This is a genomic window from Synechococcus sp. RC10A2 (assembly GCF_047502605.1).
In genome coordinates, this window is sequence record NZ_JANSHP010000117.1 from 1 (window position 1) to 21620 (window position 21620).

Here is a 21620-nt window from a genome sequence, read left to right on the forward strand (position 1 = left end):
CTGTCTAGAGGCGCTTTGACAACGCCGTTGCGGGTTCTTTTGTGGACTGCGTAAGCATCCCCCGCCTTTAGGCGGTGGGAGTGTCAATACTCAGGCGATACTGGAAAAGCTCTTCTCCAGGGATCCCATCATGCCTCACGCCAGTGCCTTTCTCGAGGTGATCCCCGCCATCGACCTTTTACAAGGCCGCGCCGTGCGTCTTTACCAAGGCGATTACGCCCAAGCCGAGCAGGTGGCCGCCGACCCCGTCCAGCAGGCAGAAATCTGGGCCACCCAAGGGGCGCCTCGCCTGCATGTGGTGGATCTGGACGGGGCCAAAAGCGGGGATCCGGTTAACCTGCCCATCATTGCAGACATTGTCCGCAAACTGGCCATCCCGGTACAGGTGGGGGGTGGGATCCGATCCCTGGAGCGGGCGCGGCAGTTGCTGGACTTGGGGGTGGAGCGGGTGATCGTCGGCACGGTGGCTGTAGAGGATCCCGCCCTGCTGGAGGCCATGACCCAGGCTTTGCCGGGACGCATCTGGGTGGGGATCGACGCCCGCCAAGGTCAGGTAGCCACCCGCGGCTGGCTGAGCACCACTCCCCTAGCCGCCACCGAGCTGGTGCAACGGGTCCAAGCCCAAGGGGCTGCCGGGATCATCTACACCGACATTGGCCGGGACGGCACCCTGGCCGGCCCCAACCTAGAGCAGTTGCGCCAGATCCTGGCTGTCTCCCGCCTGCCGGTTATCGCTTCCGGGGGGATTGGCTCGCTCACCGATTTGCTTGCCCTGCTGAGCTTGCCGGGTTTGGCCGGAGCCATTCTGGGCAAGGCCCTCTACTCAGGAGCTATCTCCCTGCCAGAGGCGTTGCGCGCCGTGGGGCCGGGCCGCTGGCAAGATCTGCCGCCAGAAACTGGATCCCGGTGGGCCTAGGGAGAAACAGCCCTGGCAAAACTTTTGCCATACTGGACGGAATCGACATGTAACTCTAAACAGCTTCTAGGAAACCAACCGGGAAGGAAGATCTTCCCCAGGCTGACTCTTGTCTAAGCGTTTTTTAGGATAGCCATGGAAGTTCCCGCCCTTCGCCCTGCCGTTCAAGCCTTACAGCCGGAGTTGGTGACCTGGCGCCGCCACCTGCACAAGTATCCAGAGCTGGGTTTCCAGGAGAAGCAAACCGCCGCCTACATCAGCCACCGCCTGAGAAGTTGGGGGATCCCGCACCAGACCGGCATCGCCCACACCGGCATTGTGGCCACCATCGCGGGAGAAGAGCCAGGGCCGGTTTTGGCGCTGCGGGCCGACATGGATGCCCTACCCATTCACGAGGCCAACGAGGTCGAATACCGTTCCGCCATCCCCAACGTTATGCACGCCTGCGGCCATGATGGCCACACGGCCATTGCCCTGGGCACCGCCAAGCTGCTGCAGCAGCACCGCCAAAGCCTCAGAGGCACCGTCAAAGTTATTTTCCAGCCTGCTGAAGAAGGCCCCGGCGGAGCCAAGCCAATGGTGGAAGCGGGGGTGCTGAAGAACCCAGATGTAGAAGCCATCCTCGGCTTACACCTGTGGAACAACCGACCTCTGGGCACCATTGGCGTCAAAAGCGGCCCCTCGATGGCCTTTGCCGATCGCTTTCAAATCGAGGTCATTGGGCGCGGTGGCCATGCCGCTCTTCCTCAGCAGACGGTGGACGCCATTGTGGTGGGATCCCACATTGTGAGCGCTTTGCAGACCATCGTCTCCCGCAACGTGGATCCGCTGCAGCCGGCGGTGGTGACGGTGGGCCGCTTCCGGGCCGGCGACACCTTCAATGTCATTGCTCCCCGGGCAGAAATTTGGGGCACCGTGCGCAGCTTTCAGCCGGAAGTGCGGGATTTGCTTGCAAGACGTATAGAAGAAATCGTGGCCGGCATTTGCCAAGCCTATGGGGCCACCTACGAGTTCCAGTACGAGCGGGGCTATCCGGCGGTTCACAATGACCCGGCCATGGCAGCCCTGGTAGAACAAGCCGCCCGCCAGCTGTTCGGTTCAGAAGCGGCGATTATTCCAGAGATGACCATGGGCGGCGAGGACGTCTCGTTTTTCCTCAACGAGGTGCCCGGCTGCTACTTTTTCCTGGGATCCGCCAACCCTGCCAAAGGGCTAGATTATCCCCATCACCATCCCCGCTTTGACTTTGACGAAGCTGCCCTCGGCATTGGGGTAGAGCTGTTCTTGCGCTGCATTGAAAACTACACTGGAAAGACTTTGGATTAAAGGGGGCACTTCCCAAAAAAGCTGTGACCATTTGAATAAGCCGTTCGCTACGTCAAATCCTAGCTCCCCTCTCCCTCAGGGAGAGGGGCTGGGGGTGAGGGATACCCTCTGGGAGAGGGGCCGGGGGTGAGGGGAGACTCCCTCTAGGGCCGAAGTAGGTCGGCGGATCCAGCGCCGGGAATCGGCAAGCGTTCCAGCGGTTTTGGGGTGGCAGGAGCGGGGACAGGATTCAAGTCGGCGGGAATGTACAGGGGCTTGGGATCGGGATCCCCGCCGAAGGCGAGCACAAGCTCCCGCAGCAGGGCCTGTCGCTGTTGCCGGCTCAGGGCTTGCACGGCTGCCTTGTCTTGGGCATAGGGGTTGACCGTCAGCCGCTCGGCACCGGGGTAGCGCTGGGCAACTATCGGCTCGTTGGCGTCCAGATAGTCTGCTAGCGTCAGTTGCCAGTCAAAGCGGTCGGTAGGAGAGCGACCGACCACCTGCAAGTGATAGACCATCATCCGCCGCACCAAGGTATCTTCCTCAGGCGCGGGGCCGCCGTCATTGGGGTTCACGGGGGTATAGGTGTTTTCCAGAGGCAGATCTGGCAAGGCCTCGTAGACCTGCCGCGCCGCCTCAGGGATCAGCCGCAACTGGGCATAGGCAGGGCCGGATCCCAGCAGGGCCACAGCGGCAATGCCCACCCAGCCTCGCCAAAGAGCTTGCTTTTTCACCACGACTTTCTTCTCCACCGGTAGCAAACCATCGCTCAAATTTTTGAGCGGCAACTCTTATCTCTCCTGATTGGAAAGAGCTTGGGATCCCAGAGCAGTTGGGAAGCGTTGCAATCTAGACATGGACATGAACCATTCTAAGCTGCATAGATTTTTTTGGCTCAGCGTTTATAGACAGGATAGCCGGCTGCCAATTGACCCCAGCTTTTAACGATCTCTAGTCAATGCTCAATCCCTCGACCACCTGAGGCTGAGAACGTGGCCTGAGAGGGGCAGATTGGGCTACGCGATCCTGTCGTCGGTGGGGCTGAAAGTGATTTTGCCACAAGCCGAGGATATCAAGTGTTTCGCCACCATGCTGGGTGTAGCGCTGCCGTACTTTACACAGAACAGGGGTATTGACACACACGCCGGAGACAATCACCTGACCCTTGCTCAAAGCCGGCAATTCCTGTAACAAATCCCGTCCGGCAGCCTCAACACTGTGGCGCAGATTTTCTTGATCGGAAGGGTTGACAATTCGCATCAAAAATTGGCTCATGCATTGCGATAGAATGTCCGAGTCCAGCTTGCCGGGGCGTTGCGTGATTAGACCTACTCCTAAGCCAAACTTCCGCCCTTCGCTGAGAATGGTGCGCAACACCTGCTTGCAGCGGGAGGGCTCGTGGGCAGGGGCAAAGCGATGGGCCTCTTCCAACAAGATAAAAACAGGATAGGGCAGGTAATTTTCATCCCCCGGTTGGATCTTGCCTTTATGGGTGTTAATGCGGGCGTAATTGGCCTGGCGCAGGATGGCGGCGGCAATGACTTGCTGCTCTTCCTGGCTAATCTCGTGCATCTGCAAAATGGTTACCTGCCCTGGCTCAAACAAATCCTTGGGGGCCAGGTGTTCCACATTGCTAAAGTAGGGAGAGCGATCGATCTGCTCTAGCTTCCACTCCAAAGCAGCGGCTGAGGATCCCCGGGATCCGTCCTCTGCCGAATCTTCTTCGTTGACGGTGTCGATCAGATCCCGAATTGTCCAACGTAGTGGATTGAACTGGGTAACCTTGCGGAAAGCTTTCTCTAGGAAAGATTTCTGCCGGTCGGTGGTCTCTGGCAAGAGGGTAAGGATATCGAAAAAGTTGAGAGAAGACACGCGGATCTTGATTTCCTGTGGGGAGAGAACCTTAACCTTAGGGCGGTAGCCGTCTTCGCCCAAAAACTTGGGGTGGGACTGCATCTCTGCCAGTGTATGGTATTCCCCATGGGGATCAAAAATGAGAACAGCAGCCCGGTTTTTGGGCAACATCAGCTCTTCAATCAAGACCCCCGCCGTGTAGGATTTTCCGGATCCCGTCCCCGCCAAAATAGCCAGATGGGTGCTAACCATTTCCTTGACATCCAGCACCACGGGCACCGCTCCCTCGTCGCGCAACAACAGGCTGCCCAAGTGAGCGCCCCCAACGGCTGTTTCATCTCGTTTGTTCAAAATCGATTTCAGCAGACGATTGGAGGCCAAAAAGACTTTGGCACCGGGATCCGGAGGGCGACGGGGGTTAATAAAGCCCATGGCGCGGTGAAAATAGCCGATGACCTCGACGGTAACTGCGTAGATTTCCGGGTTGGGGTGGGTAAAGCCCACCAAAGCCACAATGGTGCTGGGATCGATCTCGGTGTCGGCAAAGATGCGATCGGGAATGTGATCCAAGAGCTGGACTTGCCTGATCTTGCCGAGAATTTTCAGGGTTTGGGACTGGGTATCCTGAACCTCATAGTAGACAAAATCGCCTACTCTTACAGCTTGGGTATTGGAGGTGATAAAAACATACTGGTTGGAGGTTTCACCGGGGCCCTTGACAGTGCCGATTACTTCTGGGGCCTCTTCATCGGAGGAGAAGACAGCTTTTGGATAGTGTCCATTGTCAAGAGACTGGGCGATCCCTACAGTTTTTTTGGTCATCAGCGCATCGCTCCTACGGTCATTTTCCAGGCCAGTTCTTTGCTTAGAATTTGCAGGGCCCGCCGTTGAGCCGGATCGGAAAACATGGGTATGATATCATTCAAGACTTGATAAACAAGGTGGTCGGCAAAGTTGCCGCCGCTGCTCAAGAGCAATCCATAATACGAAAATTGGGTTTGACCTTGGGGATCTTGGTGAAAACGTAGGATTTCTTCTTGGCTCATGCGAAAAACGGGCGTGTTCACAGGCACCACCACGCGCGGGATCCCTTGCCGGCCACAGCCCCGCTCTTCGTCCAAAGCTCCGATGAGAACCACCGAAAGCAGCGTGCGCACCTCGTTTTGTAAATCGGGGGAAAAATAGGGATCCGGCTGGCTGGAGAGGCGCGGGCCGGAGTTGAGAAAGAGCGGGTTTACAATTTGGGTGTTATAGACCAGACCTACAGCCCAGTGCCGTTGATCATTCTCCAGCTTAACAAAGCTGCCAAAGCCATAGTCATCAGGAGAGGGAGGATTTTTGACTTCTAGGGCGTCATCCACCTGCACTACGTAGTCGCAGTGATTGTTGGAGCGAACCACCTTGCCCAATCTCATCGGACTCGCCTCCGCTGCAGTTTACTCACCGTTTTCCGAGATAACCTGAGGTTGAGCTTCTCGCGGCTTGCCCAATCTTGCATCAGGCGCAGGAAAAGGTTGCGATCCTCATTGCGAATAACGGCTATTTGATCGGCTGTCTCTAACACATAGGGATAGCCTCTACCAATGATGACCTCGCAGCGCACCAGATCCACGACCCAGTCCAAAAGTCCTGCCTCGTAAACCCAAACCGGTATCTCCAGCCGGGCCGGAAAGTTGTCGTTGGTGCGCAAATAAACAAATCCCACTCGCTCTCGCATTTCTTGGTAAGAGTTGAGGATCCCATCTTGAGGGTTAAGGCTGCCGCCGCGAGCACAGATAAAAAAAGGGGTGCGCTCCCCCCACTCCAGCCACGGGCTGAGGAGTTGGGCATCGTGAAGCTGAGGAGCTTCAGGAAGATCGAAGCAATGCCGCAGCAATGTCACCAGATCTGAGGTATAGGTAGTGTCGATGTAGGCCACAACAGGGATCTGGTTTTGCTCGCTGGCCCGCAGCACCTGGAGTAAACATTGTACGTAGAAATCTCGGCTTTCTGGCTCAAGGGCTTCCGCAAAGGTAGCCACCAGAGCCCCATCTAAAAAGGCCAACTTTCGGGATCCAGGCTGAGCTCCCCGGATATATTCCACCAGCTTTTCTGTTTCCATTTGGAAGCGACGCATGTTGACGACGCGCTCTTTGGGCTCGCCGCTGCTATCGGATCCCAAATCCTTTGGAGTCAGTACATCGACTTGAATATCTTTTTCGTACAGGCCTTGGGCACAGTGATGATTCTCATACCAGCCGATCTGCACCAAGGCCACCGGAATTGACAGATCCTTGCTGGGATAGATTTGGGATCCATCTACTGCAAAGGTGGAAATATTTTTAATAATCGACCTTGCCCATTCATCGCTTTCCTCATGGCTAGTCCATGCCTGTTCAAAAGGAACTGACCAACTGGAGTAAAGATCCCACTCTTGAGTAGGTAGAGCACCCGGAAAGTCCAAGGGCGCTATTTTTTCGGCAATCTCTGCGCTCGACCACTGGCACAATCTTTCCATGGCCTGCCGATATCCCTCTCTGCGCTCCGATAGCCCTTGATCAAAAGTGACGAAAGCCTCCCGCTTTTGCTGCAATACTGCTAGAACCCGGTCAGCTCTAAATACCATAGGTGGGATCCCTCCTCATCTGGCCAGAGCCAGCGTGCCTCTCCACCCGAATGATGTTCTCCGTTACTTGCTCAAAGGTATCGTCGTGGCTGATCACAAATAGCTGCTCAAAAGAGCGCAAATTGGTAATGGACTCGGCCAATCGCTGTCGGCGCTGGGCGTCCATGTTGGTGGTGGGCTCGTCGAAGAAGGCAATATCCAACTGTCCTAACACCTTGAGCAAGGCTAGGCGAACTGCCAGAGCTGCCGACATCTGCTCTCCTCCAGAAAGGCTGGCAAAACGTCGTTTGGGGCCGCCTCCCTCTTGAACGCGGATCTCGTAGTCGGCCTCCCAGGTGAGGGCAACATTGGGGCGGTTGAGGATTTCCCGGAAGAGGTGATCGGCAATGTTGTTGATCTGCTGTAGATAGTATTGGGTAATTTGAGGGCCAGCCTTTTTGTAGGTATCTCGGCTAAACTTAATGAAGCGATGCAGACGCTCTTTCTCGATTCGTTGCGTCTCGACTTGTTTTAAGGTTTCTCTCACCCGCTCCAGTTGCTGTAACCTTTCCTGGATTTTCTGTAGTTGAGGGGCAAGGCTTTCCAGGCGAGCTTGAGCCTCGGCCTTTTGAATTTCGGTGGCCTGCAAAAGGGAGCGCAGACGTTGGTGCTCCTGAGGCTGATAGAGGGAAGCCAAAGGATCCCGCTGTGCCCGCAATTGGGACAGTTGGGTTTGCAATGCTTGCTGTTGCGCCTTCAGTTCACTGAGCTTCCGTTCTCGTTGGGGGAGCAGTTTGGCAATAGGCTCCAGACCTAGATATTGCTCGTGATCCGCTCGGTAGTGTTCGCGCTGTTCTTGCAGGGATCCCAGCTCTCGATCCAGGTGTTCGGTTTGCAGCAGCGCTTCCTCGAGGGGGCGGAGTGCTGCCTCCAAATCCTGGATTTGCTGTAGGCAACCTGCCTGCGTTTGCAGGTACTGTCTTTCCAGCTTGAGCTCCGCTTTCAGCCACTCAGCCCGGCTTCTCGGATCCCCCAGGGACTTCAAGGTTTCGGCGGCTTTTACAATTTGGGCTTGCAGGTAATCTTTGGATCCCTCTATTTTCTCCCAGCGATCAATTTGGGCTTGTTTTTCCTGCTTAGCTTGCTGGATCTGTTCTAGAGCCAACTGAGCTGTTTGCAGTTCATCTTTTCGTTGTGGCAAACTTTGGACAAGTGGTTGCATACGGATAACGGTTTCATAGCTGTTGCGATGGCAACTCTGCTCCTCCCGTAAAGCGGCAATTCTCTCGTCTAGATCGGCAAGGGGCTGAAGCTGCTGCTCTAGGGCTTGTATCTGTTGTTGAAGTTGCTGGATGCTGGCTACAACTTGCTGGTACTCTTGCTCAACTCTCGGCTTATTGTTGAGCTCCTTTTCCAGGCGCTGGATTTGCCCCCTGGGATCCCCCAGTGCCTGCAGCGCTTGGCCAATTTCCTGTTGTTGCCGAAGAAAGTCTGGCTCTGCCTCGAGGCTCCACTGAAGATCCTCAATTTTGCTCTGGCGTTCGTTTTGCCATTGCAGCAACTGTTGAATTTGAGCTTCTAACTCGGGAATCTGCGCCGTTAAGCCCAGCAGGGGCTGCAAAGTCTTGAGTTGCTCCTGGATATCAGCCAGTTGCTGGCGTAGCTGAGGCTCGCAAGTTTGGGGGGAAAGATCCTGTAGGATTTGTTGGATGGATTGCAGTAACTGTTGGCTGAGGGCTGAAGACTGGGCCAGAACTTGCGGGATCCGCTGCCATAGAGGTTGGAGTTGCGGATAACTCTGTTGGCAAGCGGCCAGCTCCTCCACAAGAGTTTGAATGCTGCGGTTGTGCTGGGCCAGTTGGTGAGAGCCCTGCTCGAAAAGGGCTTGGAGTTCCCGCTGAAATTGCCGCGCCGCGGCTAGGCGGCTGAGCTGAGTTTGCAGTCGCTCTTGTTGAGCCTCCAGGAGGGGAATCTTGGCTACGTGCTCTCGATCGGCCTGTCGCTGTCGAAGCTGCAGCCGCAACTGTTCCAACTGGGCCCGGCCCTGTTCCTGTTCTGTTTCTCTCTGTCTTAGCTCTAGGCGCAGGGCCTGAAAAGAGGCCAACTTCTGGCCAATTTGAGAGTACCGTTGTTCCAGGACGGTTTGCTTTTCGCAGAGCGTTTGCAGGTGTAGCTTTTCCTCCTCGATTTTCTGGAAGAGTTGGAGCTGCTGTCGATATTCAGATTCTCGCAGTTGGAGTTGGTGGAGCTGCTGCCGTAAAGTTTCCCGCTGAGCTGTCAAGGTCTGCCGTGTTCGTCGCAACGCCTCTTGCTCTGCCACCCAAGCCTCCAACTCCAGATAACGCCTGTAGGCCGATTCGTGCTGTTGACAGATGGCCTGCGCCTGTTCAGCCTCTTGGACGCGGCTTTGCAGCAGTTGACAGCGCCCGGCGTGGGCTGACCATTCTCCCTGAAGCTGCTCCCATTCGCGGTGCAGTTGGAGCAAGGTGTCGAGCTGCTGAGCCCAATGGCTTTGCCGGCGCTCTAGCTCCTCTTGGGCTTGAATTTGGGGAGCCAGCTCCTCTAGCTCCTGCTTGCAGCGCTGTTGTTGGCTGAGTTTTTCCTGCAGCCTCGCCAGTTGGTTTTCGAGGTTCTGCTTTTGCGAGAGCAGGGCCTCCCGCCGCTTCAGCCACTCCAGGCGCTGCTGCCGTTGCTTTTCCAGCTCCCGCAACCGATCTTCTATGGCCAAAAAGCGCTGAGATCCCTCTTGGTGGTGCTGTTGTTGTGCCTGCGCTCGCTGGGCCTCTGCCCACAGCTTTTCGGCTTGCTCAAGGGCTACTGCCAGCAGGGATCCCTCTTGCTCCAGTTGAGCAATTTGCCGGTCGAGCGTTTGGATTTGCTCAAGCAGCTTCTCCAGCCGCTCCAGCTCCAGCTTCACCTCGGCCAAGGTATGGGTATGGTGGCTTAAGCGCTCCTGCCAGTGGCTCAGTTCTTGCTCGATTCTCTGCTGCTCTACTTGCAGCGGATCCCAGTCTTGCATCTGTTGATGGAGCAGCTCAATTTGATGCTTGACGGCCAGAACTTGCGCCTCGCTGTATTTTTCAACTGCCAGCAGATCCTTTGCAACTTGCTGGTACTCTTCTACCTTCAAGATGCGGTCGAAAACTTCTTTCCGCTCCCGACTGGTTTTGAGAAAATCTGCTGTGAAAGTGCCCTGGGGCACCCCAATCGTTGTAGCAAAGAGCCGCGCCAAATCAGTACCGGCGGGCACACCCAAATGTTGCCTCAGCCACGCTAGCACATCTGCCTTGCGCTCGTAATCTAGGCGCTGCTTCAATTGCGGATCGAAGAGGCGATATCCCTGCCTGACACTGCGGCGAACGTCGTAGGTGCGCTGATCCCACTGGGAGATAAACTGGACAGTAGCCACCGCATCGCTGGCCCCTGTGCGGATGAGTTCTTCTTGGTTGTAGGGGCAGTAGTCAAACAAAACCCAGGCGATGGCCTCTAGAATGCTGGTTTTGCCTGCTCCATTTTCTCCACAAATGGCGTTGATACCGGGCTCAAACTCGAAGAAGGCGTCCTCATGAGACTTGAAGTTCTGCAGAGCCAAAGAGAGGATCCGCATGGTCAGTCTTCTTCCCCCAGAAAGGCGCCGCTCAGGTGAGCGTACACTTCCGCTTCGCCTTGCTCATCTAAGATTTTCTCTTTGAGATCTAAGAGTAACCGTGCCAGCTCTTCGCTGCGCTTGCGGTAGTGGGCATGGCTGCTCAGCAGATCCCTGTAGATTTTCTCTTCAATTTGCAGCCTGCGCCCTTCTTCTTCGAGGGAAAGAGCAGCCGACCCGATCTCCAAAGTAGTGGCTTCGAAGCGGAAGAGAACCAGCAGGGCACCGGTAAGCTGCTGAATCTGCTGCTGCAGGGCGCGGCTATCCAACTCGTGCTTGGCAAAGCCCACCTGCCCCGCCAGCCGAAACTCCACCATTGGCGCTGGCCCACCTTCGGGAAGGTCGGATCCCTTGGCCAAGGCAATTGCGGCTGCAGCAATCTCTTCGGGCGTTTCCCGGCCCTTGGCCTCAAGAGAGATCCGTCGGTGAGGCCGCCGGTAGTAGTCCTGCACCAGCTCAGCCTGAGGCGGGCCCTCTCCCCAGCGGACGCGGTAGGCTCCCCGCGGAAAGTCCCACTCGGCAGTACTGTTAGCCTCCAGGGATCCCGGATTGAAGATCCAGCCTTCTTCTGTATAGCTTTTGTGGATATGTCCCAAGGCTAAATAGCCCACCCCTGCCTCCCGCAAAGGCAGCAGATCCCGGTAGCGCAAGGCGCCCTGGTAGCGAGCAATTTGGCCTTCCAGGCCGTGGTGGAACATGAGCACCACCCGCTCAGGGCCAGGGGGCAACCGGCGAATGGCCGCCGCCAACTGCTCAATCGACTTGGGGGCCGCCGACCCATACCACTGGGATCCGATCACCCGCACCCCACAGGGCAGATCCAGATAGCCCCCCCGCCCACCTGACCAGGGGCGCAGCTCTAAACCCTCCTCGCCTGCTTCCGGCTCCAGCAGGATCAGGTCGCCGTGATCGGCCAGGTAGCGCAGCCAACTGGTCTTGACACCGTAGGGGCGGCTGTCGTGGTTGCCCTCAATGGCCAAGACGGGGATCCCGGCCTGCTTCAGCTCCCGCAAGACAATCTGGGCTTGGTTGAGGACACCGGGCTGAATTTGCCGGTGCTCAAACAGATCCCCGGCAATGAGGACAAAATCCACCGGGTTCTGGATGGCATGGCGGCGCACCACATCCCGAAAGGCCAAAAAGAAATCTTTGCTCCGCTCCGGGCTGTTGTAGCGGTCGTAGCCCAGATGCACATCGGCCAGGTGCAAAAAGGTGCAGGTGGAAGTGGCCATCGCCCGAACCTGCCAGCAAATTGCCCACAGTTTAGCAGACAAACCTCAGTGCTCAACTAGATATAGGGATCCCTTCCCGGCCATTTGCGGCTTTGCTCGGGTTGCCACCCCTAGAGCTAGGCGCCGCCCCGCCGCGCTGCCTGTTGCCCAGTTCCAACCTTTCATGGGCACAGCTTGGGTTGGTGAAAGTTCGTTACATATATTTACATCTTTATTGGAGAAACGATTGCCAAGCAACCCTAACTCCGATAGGGCAAGGGATCCCTGGTTTAATTATTGTGAAGCGACGGGGGGGTTACAAAGGCTGACCTATAATGCCAGGTAAATCCCGCCTTGGGAGAGATCCCCGAGCTTCACGGCTGCAGACAGGCGGGAGCGCTTCGTTCCTTGTCGCAAGAGAGGAGTTCTTGATGACAACTACGCCAAAGGAGCGAGAGCCAAAGGTCAAGGTTTCGGTGGATATCGATCCGGTCCCCACCTCATTTGAGAAGTGGGCCAAGCCGGGGCACTTCGATCGCAGCCTGGCGCGTGGGCCCAAGACCACGACCTGGATCTGGAACCTCCATGCTCTTGCTCATGACTTCGACAGTCACACCAGCGACTTAGAAGACGTCTCTCGGAAGATCTTCTCCGCTCACTTCGGCCACCTGGCGGTGGTCTTTGTCTGGCTGAGCGGCATGTACTACCACGGAGCTCAGTTCTCCAACTATTCTGCTTGGCTGGCGGATCCGATTAACATCAAGCCCAGCGCCCAAGTGGTCTGGCCCATCTTCGGCCAGGAGATCCTCAACGGCGATGTGGGCGGCGGCTTTGAAGGGATCCGCATCACGTCGGGTCTATTCCACCTCTGGCGAGCTGCCGGCATCACCAATGAGTTTCAACTCCTCTGCACCGCTATCGGCGGTCTGGTGATGGCTGGCCTCTGCCTGTTCGCCGGCTGGTTCCACTACCACAAGCGGGCTCCCAAGCTGGAGTGGTTCCAAAACGTGGAGTCGATGCTCAACCACCACCTGGCGGGCCTGCTGGGGCTGGGCTCGCTGGCCTGGGCCGGTCACCAAATCCACGTGGCCATCCCCATCAACAAGATGTTGGATGCGGGCGTGCCGGCGGCTCAGATCCCTCTGCCCCACGAGTTCATCCTCAAGCCGGCCCTGATGAAGGAGATGTTCCCCAGCGTGGATTGGGGCCTCTTCAGCGGGGTGGTGCCTTTCTTTACGTTGGACTGGGGCAAGTACGCGGAGTTCCTCACCTTCAAGGGTGGCCTGGATCCGCAAACGGGCGCCCTCTGGCTGACGGATCAGGCCCACCACCACCTGGCCATTGCCGTGCTCTTTATCGTGGCCGGCCACATGTACCGCACCAACTGGAGCATCGGCCACTCCATCAAAGAGATCCTGGAAGCCCACAAGGGCCCCTTCACCGGCGAGGGCCACAAGGGTCTCTACGAAGTGCTGACCAGCTCCTGGCACGCCCAACTGGCCATTAACTTGGCCATGGTGGGATCCCTGAGCATCATCGTGGCGCAGCACATGTACGCCATGAACCCCTACCCCTACATGGGCATCGACTACGCCACCCAGATCTCCCTCTTTACCCACCACATGTGGATAGGCGGCATCTTCATCGTTGGCGGCGCTGCCCACGGGGCCATCTACATGGTTCGCGACTATGACCCGGCGGTGAACCGCAACAACGTCTTGGATCGGGTGATCCGCCACCGCGACGCCATCATCAGCCACCTGAACTGGGTGTGCCTGTTCCTGGGCTTCCACGCCTTCGGCTTCTACGTCCACAACGACACGATGCAGGCGCTGGGCCGTCCGCAGGACATGTTCTCGGACACCGGCATCCAACTGCAGCCCATCTTTGCCCAGTGGATTCAATCCCTGCACACTAAGGCCATCGCCAGCACCGCTCCCTATGTGGGCGCTTCGGTCAGCCCCATCTTCGGCGGCGACGTGGTGGCTGTGGGCGGCAAGGTGTCGATGATGCCGATGGTGTTGGGCACGGCGGACTTCATGGTGCACCACATCCACGCCATGACCATCCACATCACCGTGCTGATCCTGCTCAAGGGGGTGCTGTTTGCCCGCTCTTCCCGCCTGATCCCCGATAAGGCCAAGCTGGGCTTCCGCTTCCCCTGCGATGGCCCGGGCCGCGGCGGCACCTGCCAGGTCTCCGGCTGGGATCACGTGTTCCTGGGGCTGTTCTGGATGTACAACGCCATCTCGATTGTGATCTTCCACTTCAGCTGGAAGATGCAGAGCGACATCTGGGGCACCGTCAACCCCGATGGCACGATCGAGCACATCACGGGCGGCAACTTCGCAACCAGCGCCATCAACATCAACGGCTGGCTGCGGGACTTCCTGTGGGCGCAATCGGTGCAGGTGATCAACTCCTACGGCTCGGAGCTGTCGGCCTATGGGTTGCTCTTCCTGGGTGCCCACTTCGTCTGGGCCTTCAGCTTGATGTTCCTGTTCAGCGGCCGTGGCTACTGGCAGGAGCTCATTGAGTCCATCGTCTGGGCCCATAACAAACTGAAAGTCGCTCCGGCCATCCAACCCCGCGCCCTGAGCATCATCCAGGGTCGGGCGGTCGGTGTGGCCCACTACCTGCTGGGCGGGATCGTCACCACGTGGGCGTTCTTCCTGGCACGGTTTGCCGCACTCGGCTAAGGCAAGGAGGAAGAGAAAACCATGGCAACTACTGCAACTCGTTTTCCCCAATTCAGCCAAGACCTGGCCAGCGATCCCACCACTCGGCGTCTGTGGTACGGCATTGCCACCGCCCACGACTTCGAGACCCACGATGGCATGACGGAGGAGCGGCTTTACCAAAAGCTGTTTGCCACCCACTTCGGCCATCTGGCGATCATCTTCCTGTGGGCTTCTGGCAACGTCTTTCACATCGCCTGGCAAGGCAACTATGAACAATGGGTGGCCAACCCCACGGGGGTTACCCCCATCGCCCACGCCATCTGGGATCCCCAGTTCGGCAAGGCGGCGGTGGAGGCCTTTACCCAACCTGGAGGCGGCGGCCCTGTCAACGCGGCTTACTCCGGCCTCTACTACTGGTTCAACACCATCGGCCTGCGCACCAACGGCGATCTCTACGCCGGCGCCATTGGCCTACTGCTACTAGCAGCGGTGTTCCTGTTTGCCGGCTGGCTGCACCTGCAGCCTCGCTTCCGCCCTAGCCTGAGCTGGTTTAAGAACGCCGAAGCCCGCCTCAACCACCACTTGGCCGGCCTGTTTGGCGTCAGCTCCTTGGCTTGGGCGGGCCACCTGATCCATGTGGCCATCCCTGAGTCGCGCGGTCAGCACGTAGGTTGGGACAACTTCCTCACCACCCTGCCCCACCCAGCAGGCCTAAAGCCTTTCTTCACCCTCAACTGGGGGGTGTACGCCCAGAACCCGGACACGGCCAACCACGTCTGGGGCACGGCAGAAGGGGCGGGCACGGCCATCCTTACCTTCTTGGGCGGCTTCAACCCCAACACCCAGTCCCTGTGGCTGACGGACATGGCCCACCACCACCTGGCCATTGCCGTGATCTTCATCGTGGCTGGGCACATGTACCGCACCAACTGGGGCATCGGCCACAGCATCCGCGAGATCCTGGGCGCCCACAACCCGCCGAAGGGCACCCCCTTCGGGGGCCTGCTGGGCGAAGGGCACAGGGGCCTCTACGACACGGTCAACAACTCCCTGCACTTCCAGTTGGCGTTGGCGCTGGCCTGCTTGGGAGTGGTGACCTCGCTGGTGGCGCAGCACATGTACGCCCTCAACCCCTACGTGTTCATGTCGATGGATCACACCACGGAGGCGGCTCTCTACACCCATCACCAGTACATCGCTGGCTTCTTGATGGTGGGGGCCTTTGCCCACGGGGCCATCTTCCTGGTGCGGGACTACGATCCGGAGGCCAACAAGAACAACGTGCTGGCGCGGGTGCTGGATCACAAGGAGGCGATCATCTCCCACCTGAGCTGGGTGTCGCTGTTCTTGGGCTTCCACACGCTGGGGCTGTACGTCCACAACGACGTCATGCAGGCCTTCGGCACGCCGGAGAAGCAGATCCTGATCGAGCCGGTGTTTGCCCAGTTCATCCAGGCCTCCCACGGCAAGATGCTCTATGGCATGAACGTGCTGTTGTCGGATCCCAACAGCATTGCCTCCACTGCTTGGCCCAACCACGGCAACGTGTGGCTGCCAGGCTGGCTGCAAGCCATTAACGACCCCAATGGGTTCCTCTTCCTGCCTATTGGCCCCGGCGACTTCCTGGTGCACCACGCCATTGCCCTGGGCCTGCACACCACCACGTTGATCCTGGTCAAAGGGGCGTTGGATGCCCGTGGCTCCAAGCTGATGCCGGACAAAAAAGACTTCGGCTACAGCTTCCCCTGCGACGGGCCGGGGCGGGGCGGCACCTGCGACATCTCCGCCTGGGATGCCTTCTACCTGGCCATGTTCTGGATGCTGAACACCATCGGCTGGGTCACCTTCTACTGGCACTGGAAGCACCTGGGGATCTGGAGCGGCAACACCGCCCAGTTCAACGAGAACTCCACCTACCTGATGGGCTGGCTGCGGGACTACCTCTGGGCCAACTCTGCCCAGTTGATCAACGGCTACAACCCTTACGGGATGAATAACCTGGCGGTTTGGGCCTGGATGTTCCTGTTTGGCCACCTGGTCTGGGCGACAGGGTTCATGTTCCTCATCTCCTGGCGCGGCTACTGGCAAGAGCTGATCGAGACGCTGGTGTGGGCGCACGAGCGCACCCCCTTGGCCAACTTGATCCGCTGGAAGGACAAGCCGGTAGCTCTGTCGATTGTTCAAGGTCGTCTGGTGGGCCTGGCTCACTTCACGGTGGGTTACGTGTTGACCTACGCGGCCTTTGTGATCGCCTCGACAGCCTCCCAATTTGGCTAGCGGGTTAATCCTGATTTGAATAAGCCTAAGGGGATCCCTATTATTTTGGGATCCCTTTTTTGTGAGTTGGTAGAGTGGTGATATGAAGTTTAGGGTCTGATGAGTTTGGTCGATGACTCTAGCCGCCCGATTGGATCCCTATATCAGGCGATATACCTTTGAGGAGTTTCATCGGCTGATTGAGTCTGGACAGATTGAAGAGCCCAATCAGTTGGAGCTGATTGACGGGCTCCTGGTTCAAAAGATGACGAAAGGGGAGAGGCACGCCGCCTACTGTAGCCGCCTGTACCGACTGTTGGTGGGCCTTGTGCAGGAGCAAGCTATTGTGCGCACCCAGGATCCGGTGCAACTGCCCCCCAATCACGAGCCGGAGCCCGACTTTGCCATTGTGCGCTTTCAGCAGGATGAGTACCGCTCTCGGCATCCTCAGCCTGAAGACATCTATCTCATCATCGAAGTGGCTGATTCTTCCCTTACCTATGATCGGGAAGTCAAACTCGGACTCTACGCCAAAGCCGGGATCCCCAACTACTGGATCTTGAACTTGCAAGAGAACTGCCTAGAGACGTACAGCTTGCCAATAGAGTCGGGAGTTTACCAGAAAAGAGAGGCTTACACCCCCGAGGAGAAAGTTGGGATCCCAGGGATCCGGGCTGGAGAGTTGAGTCTGGATCAGGTTTTTTCCATCGGTTAAGGCAGGGATCCCTTGCCGGCAGATCGAGTCTTGGCTGGCAGGAGTATTGTGGGTGGAGAAGCGTTTGCAGAAGGATTGTTGATGAGCTACGACGCGGTGGTGATTGGGGCCGGCCACAACGGGCTGGTGAGCGCTTGCTATTTGGCCAAGGCCGGGCAAAAAGTGCTGGTGCTGGAGCGCTATCACACCGTTGGTGGTGCTGCCATTACGGAAGAAATTCACCCAGGCTTTCGCGTGTCGGTGGCTTCCTACTCCTGTAGTTTGCTGCGCCCGGAGATCATCCGCGATCTGCGCCTGCCGGACTATGGCTTTGAGGTCTATGCCAAGCAACCTTCCTATTTCATGCCCTTCCCGGATGGGCAGCACCTCTTCCTGTATGCCGATAACCGCGCCAAGAGCAAAGCGGAAATTGCCAAGTTTTCCCGCAAAGATGCGGAAGCCTACGACCGCTGGGAGGAGTTTTGGGATCGGGTGAACGAGGTGGTGGAGCCAACCTTAATGCAGCCGCCGATTTCACTGGGGCAACTGGCGGATCGCTTTGCAGCTGCTGGCTATGAAGACGATTTCCGCCGCATCATGCTCCTCTCGACCACTGATCTCCTGGATGAGTTCTTCGAGTCGGAGCAGGTCAAGGCGGCGATGGCTCCCCAATCTTTGATCGGCACCTCTGCCGGGCCGATGACTCCGGGTACGCCCTACATTTGGCTAGTCCATGCGGTAGGTCGGGCCATTGGCTCGCGTGGGGTCTGGGGCTATGTGCGCGGTGGGATGGGATCCATTACCCAAGCGATGGCCAAGGCAGCTCTGGACTTAGGGGTGGAGATCCGCACGTCTGCTCCAGTGGCGGAGATCTTGATGGAGAGTGGGCAGGCCGCTGGGGTTATCCTCGAATCGGGGGAAACCGTGCGGGCGCGGGCGGTTCTCTCCAATGCCCATCCCCAGATCACCTTTTTGCGACTCTGCTCCTCTTTGCCCCCAGACTTGCGTGACCGGCTAGAACGGCACTACCGCACCTCAGGCCCGGTGTACAAGCTCAATTTGGCCCTGGAAGAATTGCCTCGCTACACAGCGGCCCCTGCTGAAGTGCCCCCAGAAGTGGTCAGTTCCGCCACGGTAGACATTGCTCCCTCGGTGGCCTATCTGGAGCGGGCTTGGGATGACTGCAAGTACGGGATCCCTTCCCGGGATCCGTTTATCGAGATCTACAGCCAATCCCCCACCGACCCGACAATGGCTCCCCCAGGCAAGCACATCCTCTCCTGTTTCTGTCAGTTTGTGCCTTACCAACCCAAAGGGCGAGACTGGAACGATGGCCTGCGGGAAGAATTTGCCGATCGGGTGATCGACAAGATCGCCCAATTTGCCCCCAACATTAAAAACGCCGTGATCGCACGGCAGATGTTGTCGCCCGTGGATCTGGAGGCCCGCTTCGGCCTTGTGGGGGGCAGCATTTTTCACGGGGAAATGACGCCGGATCAAAGCTACAACCTACGGCCCATCTCCGGCCTGGCCGACTATCGATCCCCCATTCCCGGCCTTTACCTCTGCGGCTCAGGGGCGCACCCAGGAGGCGGAGTGACCGGGATCCCTGGCCACAACTGCGCACAGGTAGTGATCAGCGATCTGCCGAAACTTTAACGGACAAAAAAGGCTCAGCCACAAGGGCCAAGCCGGAACGGATCCCTGGTTGGGGATCAACCGGGGCTGTTCAGATTACAACCGTACCTGAGCCCCATCAAAGAACCCACGGATGATCAAAATGGCCCCTTCCCGGCTAGCAGGACTTCCTGGTTCATCTTCCGTCCCACCTTCAATGTTGCCGGTGGGGAACTCTTGTTCCAGGAACCACTGGCCGGAAATGCGCTCAGCAGAGGTCGTTGAATCGAAGACAAGGTTCAGATTTCCTCTTTGTGTTCCCCCACCAATATCAAGCCGGTTAAACGGCCCCGCCAATTGTGCTCCGGCCAGGGTACGGAAGACGAAATCTCCTGTGGTAGGTACAATGCCTTGAAGGATAACGGGCTCAGGGTTGCTTCCTTCCACGGGCGAGCCGGGTAAGGTACCTGTAGAGCGCTCTGTGCGCAATGAGAAAAAGTAATCAAAGACTGTTGGGGCACCCGGACGATCAGGAACCGGCAATTGCGGTATCGGTGTGGGGAAAGGTCGCGGTGGGGGGCTAACCTGCACAAAGTTGAGAACTGTGCTGGTGTTGGCCGGATCAAACTCCGCTTGAACACGACCGTTCAGTAAGCGGCGGATGCGAACCAACTGATTGGGCAAGATGTTTGGACGAGTGGGATCCGGAGCGAACAGTACCGACTGCGTACCCACCTGGGCAGGGCGATAGACAATCTCCGCCTGGTTGGGCCGGAAGTTCAGGCGGGCAAAGAGAGCCAAGGCATCCTCAGGAGTGCCATCGCCCGCAACCCCCCGCTGCCGCACCACAAAGCTCGCGGAGAAACTGCCTGTTTGGAGAATAGCGACTACAGGACCTTGGGGTGGAGGAGGGTTGACAAAGGAGCCAGGCGCCAAAATCTCACCACCGGGGCCAGGGCCACCGTTTTCAAACAATACACCCACAGTGGGGACAATCAGGGAAGAATCTCCCTCCAGGACGACTTGATTACCATTTCTACTCACCAAAATGCGGCGCACGGTGAGCGTTAAAGCAGTGCCGTCATCTCGGATAGCCCTGAAGGTGGTATTCACCCGAATGCGCTGGTCGTTGGGGAGGGTCGAAATTGCAACCAGCCCGGCGATATTGAATTGCGTAGATAGCCTGCCGTCGTTGGGTCCAAAGGCAGTGATATTCACCAGCGGTGTGGTTCGCCCAATTTGGATGGCCAGCGTGCTGGAGCGAAGGGTGGAGTCGATTGTCAGTTCATTGGCTGGGATCTCGTTCACAGGCAAGATGCGGGCTTCAACATTGGCGATGCGAGCTTCACCGCTGCCTTGGAGGGGGTTGGTGCGCACAGGGATCCCGTTGTCAAACCTCGGATTGACATAGTCTAAGCGGAGGCTGGTGGTCTCCAGCACCGAGCCGGGGGTAAAGCGATACTCCTGGGCCGAGACAAACGCTGTGGGATCCACCTGGACAGGCCCAGGTAGGGTTGGCGCCTCATTAACCTCGCCGCAGCCCCCTAAGAGCAAAACCCCACACAACACTGCCAATGATCGACCTTTGAAGTTCATACGGCACTGCCTCACACACCCTAATCTGGGGAAATTCACACACAAAATGGAGGGGAAGGCACCCAACCCCCAACGCTACAGGTAGGCTGGTTGCCCCTGCTCGAGGCTATGATACCCCATATCTAGGGGATGGGCCACTTCCAGGAAAATTTCCTGGATTTGCTTTGCCGCTGGCTTGACAACGCTCTGAGATGCAGTAGAACTAACGGCAGACATTCCCCCTTGAAACGGGATCTCCACGTAATCTTGCCAATGCACATGGGCAGATTCAGTGGATCTCGGCTGGACGCAGTTGGAAGAACTTGCTGTGGTGTGAGTGAGTGGAGACTTCCCCGATGAAACGACGTTCTGGTTCAGCCCTTGGCCGTGGTGGCCTTTCCCTTCTGGCAACTTGGGCTTCGCTGGCCCTGACCACTGGTTGCAGCAGCGAGACTACCAGCGGGCTGCCGCCCCTCTTGACTGCCGATGGATCCACGCCTCCTCCCGTGGCCGTGGCCCCCACGATTGCGCCCAACCTCACGCCCATCACCTTCCGCCCCGGGCCGGACTTTGCCCCCATCACCCCGCCGCCAGTTCAACCCGATCTGCCGGATCCGCCTCAATTTGGGCCAGGGGGCGGCTTCAACGTCGACCAGCCGTTTGCATCGCTATCCTATAAGATCGATATAACTGGTTTGATCGTGCGTGGGGGCATTGCTAGCGTTGATGTACAGGTTTTAAACATCACCTGTGGAACAGACGTGACAGATGTTATACTCCCAACTGCTTTAGAACAATTTAAGAATCTATTGATTGGCAGAGGAAATACATTCCTTGATGCGGCGGGAATTACCTTTAGCTTTACTTTTCCGACGGATCCCCGCTACTTTAATGATCTCAGAATTCTTTCTAAAGCCATTCGTGGCGTTCGTAGAGTTGATGCACAGGGGCAGGTTCAGATCGAAGACGAGCTGACTGGTGATGACATTCTGATCATCTTAACTATTCGTGATAGTTTTGGTCAGGTGCTAAGAGTTGACGATTCTATATTTAGTGGAGAAGAAAGCCGAACAGAAATTCGTGGCTCTCAGGTTCCTGCTTGTGGAAATCTGTAGAGAAGGTAATCCCAGCAATGGCTTGCCAAATGAGTTAAAGGCTTAGTTGAGAACTTAAGTGAGTGTGAGAGGGTGTGGTGATAATTAAGTTTAAAACACTGGCAATAGGTGGAACCTCGCTTGTGTTGATGTCTTTGACTCTTATTGGGTGTCAACAGGCTAAGGA

General features: G+C 57.5%; 14 protein-coding genes. 7 read left to right on the forward strand and 7 right to left on the reverse strand.

Annotated features, from left to right (window positions below):
* Window positions 1-130: 130 nt before the first annotated feature.
* Both hisA and NW848_RS16050 read left to right on the forward strand, forming a co-directional pair.
* Window positions 131-916, forward strand: coding sequence for a 1-(5-phosphoribosyl)-5-[(5-phosphoribosylamino)methylideneamino]imidazole-4-carboxamide isomerase (gene hisA, locus NW848_RS16045; protein ID WP_011431306.1), 786 nt, complete (start codon window positions 131-133; stop codon window positions 914-916).
* Window positions 917-1051: 135 nt separating this feature from the next.
* Complete coding sequence (locus NW848_RS16050) at window positions 1052-2242, forward strand: M20 metallopeptidase family protein (RefSeq protein WP_011431307.1); 1191 nt, start codon at window positions 1052-1054, stop codon at window positions 2240-2242.
* A gap of 143 nt (window positions 2243-2385) precedes the next feature.
* On the opposite strand, the gene NW848_RS16055 is transcribed toward NW848_RS16050, so the two are convergent.
* The 6 genes from NW848_RS16055 to NW848_RS16080 form a co-directional block, all read right to left on the reverse strand.
* Window positions 2386-3009 carry a hypothetical protein gene (locus tag NW848_RS16055; RefSeq protein ID WP_228375336.1) on the reverse strand — a complete coding sequence of 208 codons (624 nt, stop codon included), beginning with the start codon at window positions 3007-3009 and terminating at the stop codon, window positions 2386-2388.
* Window positions 3010-3172: 163 nt separating this feature from the next.
* On the reverse strand, window positions 3173-4897 hold the full coding sequence (locus NW848_RS16060; RefSeq protein ID WP_011431309.1) for an ATP-binding protein: 1725 nt from the start codon (window positions 4895-4897) through the stop codon (window positions 3173-3175).
* Window positions 4897-5490 (reverse strand): hypothetical protein, encoded by a 594-nt coding sequence (locus NW848_RS16065; protein WP_011431310.1) that lies wholly within the window; start codon window positions 5488-5490, stop codon window positions 4897-4899. The genes NW848_RS16060 and NW848_RS16065 overlap by 1 nt, the downstream gene beginning before the upstream one ends.
* Window positions 5487-6680 carry a DNA double-strand break repair nuclease NurA gene (locus tag NW848_RS16070; RefSeq protein ID WP_011431311.1) on the reverse strand — a complete coding sequence of 398 codons (1194 nt, stop codon included), beginning with the start codon at window positions 6678-6680 and terminating at the stop codon, window positions 5487-5489. The genes NW848_RS16065 and NW848_RS16070 overlap by 4 nt, the downstream gene beginning before the upstream one ends.
* Entirely contained in the window at window positions 6670-10266 is a 3597-nt protein-coding gene (locus NW848_RS16075; RefSeq protein ID WP_011431312.1) for an AAA family ATPase, read from the reverse strand. Before NW848_RS16075 ends, NW848_RS16070 begins: the two co-directional genes overlap by 11 nt.
* Before the next feature lie 2 nt (window positions 10267-10268).
* Window positions 10269-11537 (reverse strand): metallophosphoesterase family protein, encoded by a 1269-nt coding sequence (locus NW848_RS16080; protein ID WP_011431313.1) that lies wholly within the window; start codon window positions 11535-11537, stop codon window positions 10269-10271.
* 410 nt (window positions 11538-11947) lie between these two features.
* Here NW848_RS16080 and psaA point away from each other — a divergent pair, with 410 nt between their 5' ends.
* From psaA to NW848_RS16100, 4 genes are all read left to right on the forward strand, one after another.
* On the forward strand, window positions 11948-14215 hold the full coding sequence (psaA, locus tag NW848_RS16085) for a photosystem I core protein PsaA (protein ID WP_099812800.1): 2268 nt from the start codon (window positions 11948-11950) through the stop codon (window positions 14213-14215).
* A 21-nt stretch (window positions 14216-14236) separates the two neighbouring features.
* A complete protein-coding gene (gene psaB, locus NW848_RS16090) occupies window positions 14237-16474 on the forward strand; it encodes a photosystem I core protein PsaB (protein ID WP_414402932.1) in 2238 nt (745 codons plus the stop codon).
* Between the two features lie 112 nt (window positions 16475-16586).
* On the forward strand, window positions 16587-17168 hold the full coding sequence (locus tag NW848_RS16095; protein ID WP_414402931.1) for a Uma2 family endonuclease: 582 nt from the start codon (window positions 16587-16589) through the stop codon (window positions 17166-17168).
* An 81-nt stretch (window positions 17169-17249) separates the two neighbouring features.
* Window positions 17250-18806 carry a phytoene desaturase family protein gene (locus NW848_RS16100; protein ID WP_414402930.1) on the forward strand — a complete coding sequence of 519 codons (1557 nt, stop codon included), beginning with the start codon at window positions 17250-17252 and terminating at the stop codon, window positions 18804-18806.
* Window positions 18807-18881: 75 nt separating this feature from the next.
* Here the strand turns inward: NW848_RS16100 and NW848_RS16105 are convergent, their stop codons facing one another.
* Window positions 18882-20258, reverse strand: a complete 1377-nt coding sequence (locus NW848_RS16105) for a hypothetical protein (RefSeq protein ID WP_414508274.1) — start codon at window positions 20256-20258, stop codon at window positions 18882-18884.
* 437 nt (window positions 20259-20695) lie between these two features.
* On the opposite strand from NW848_RS16105, the gene NW848_RS16110 reads away from it, so the two are divergent.
* Window positions 20696-21454, forward strand: a complete 759-nt coding sequence (locus tag NW848_RS16110; protein WP_414508275.1) for a hypothetical protein — start codon at window positions 20696-20698, stop codon at window positions 21452-21454.
* Window positions 21455-21620 lie beyond the last annotated feature (166 nt).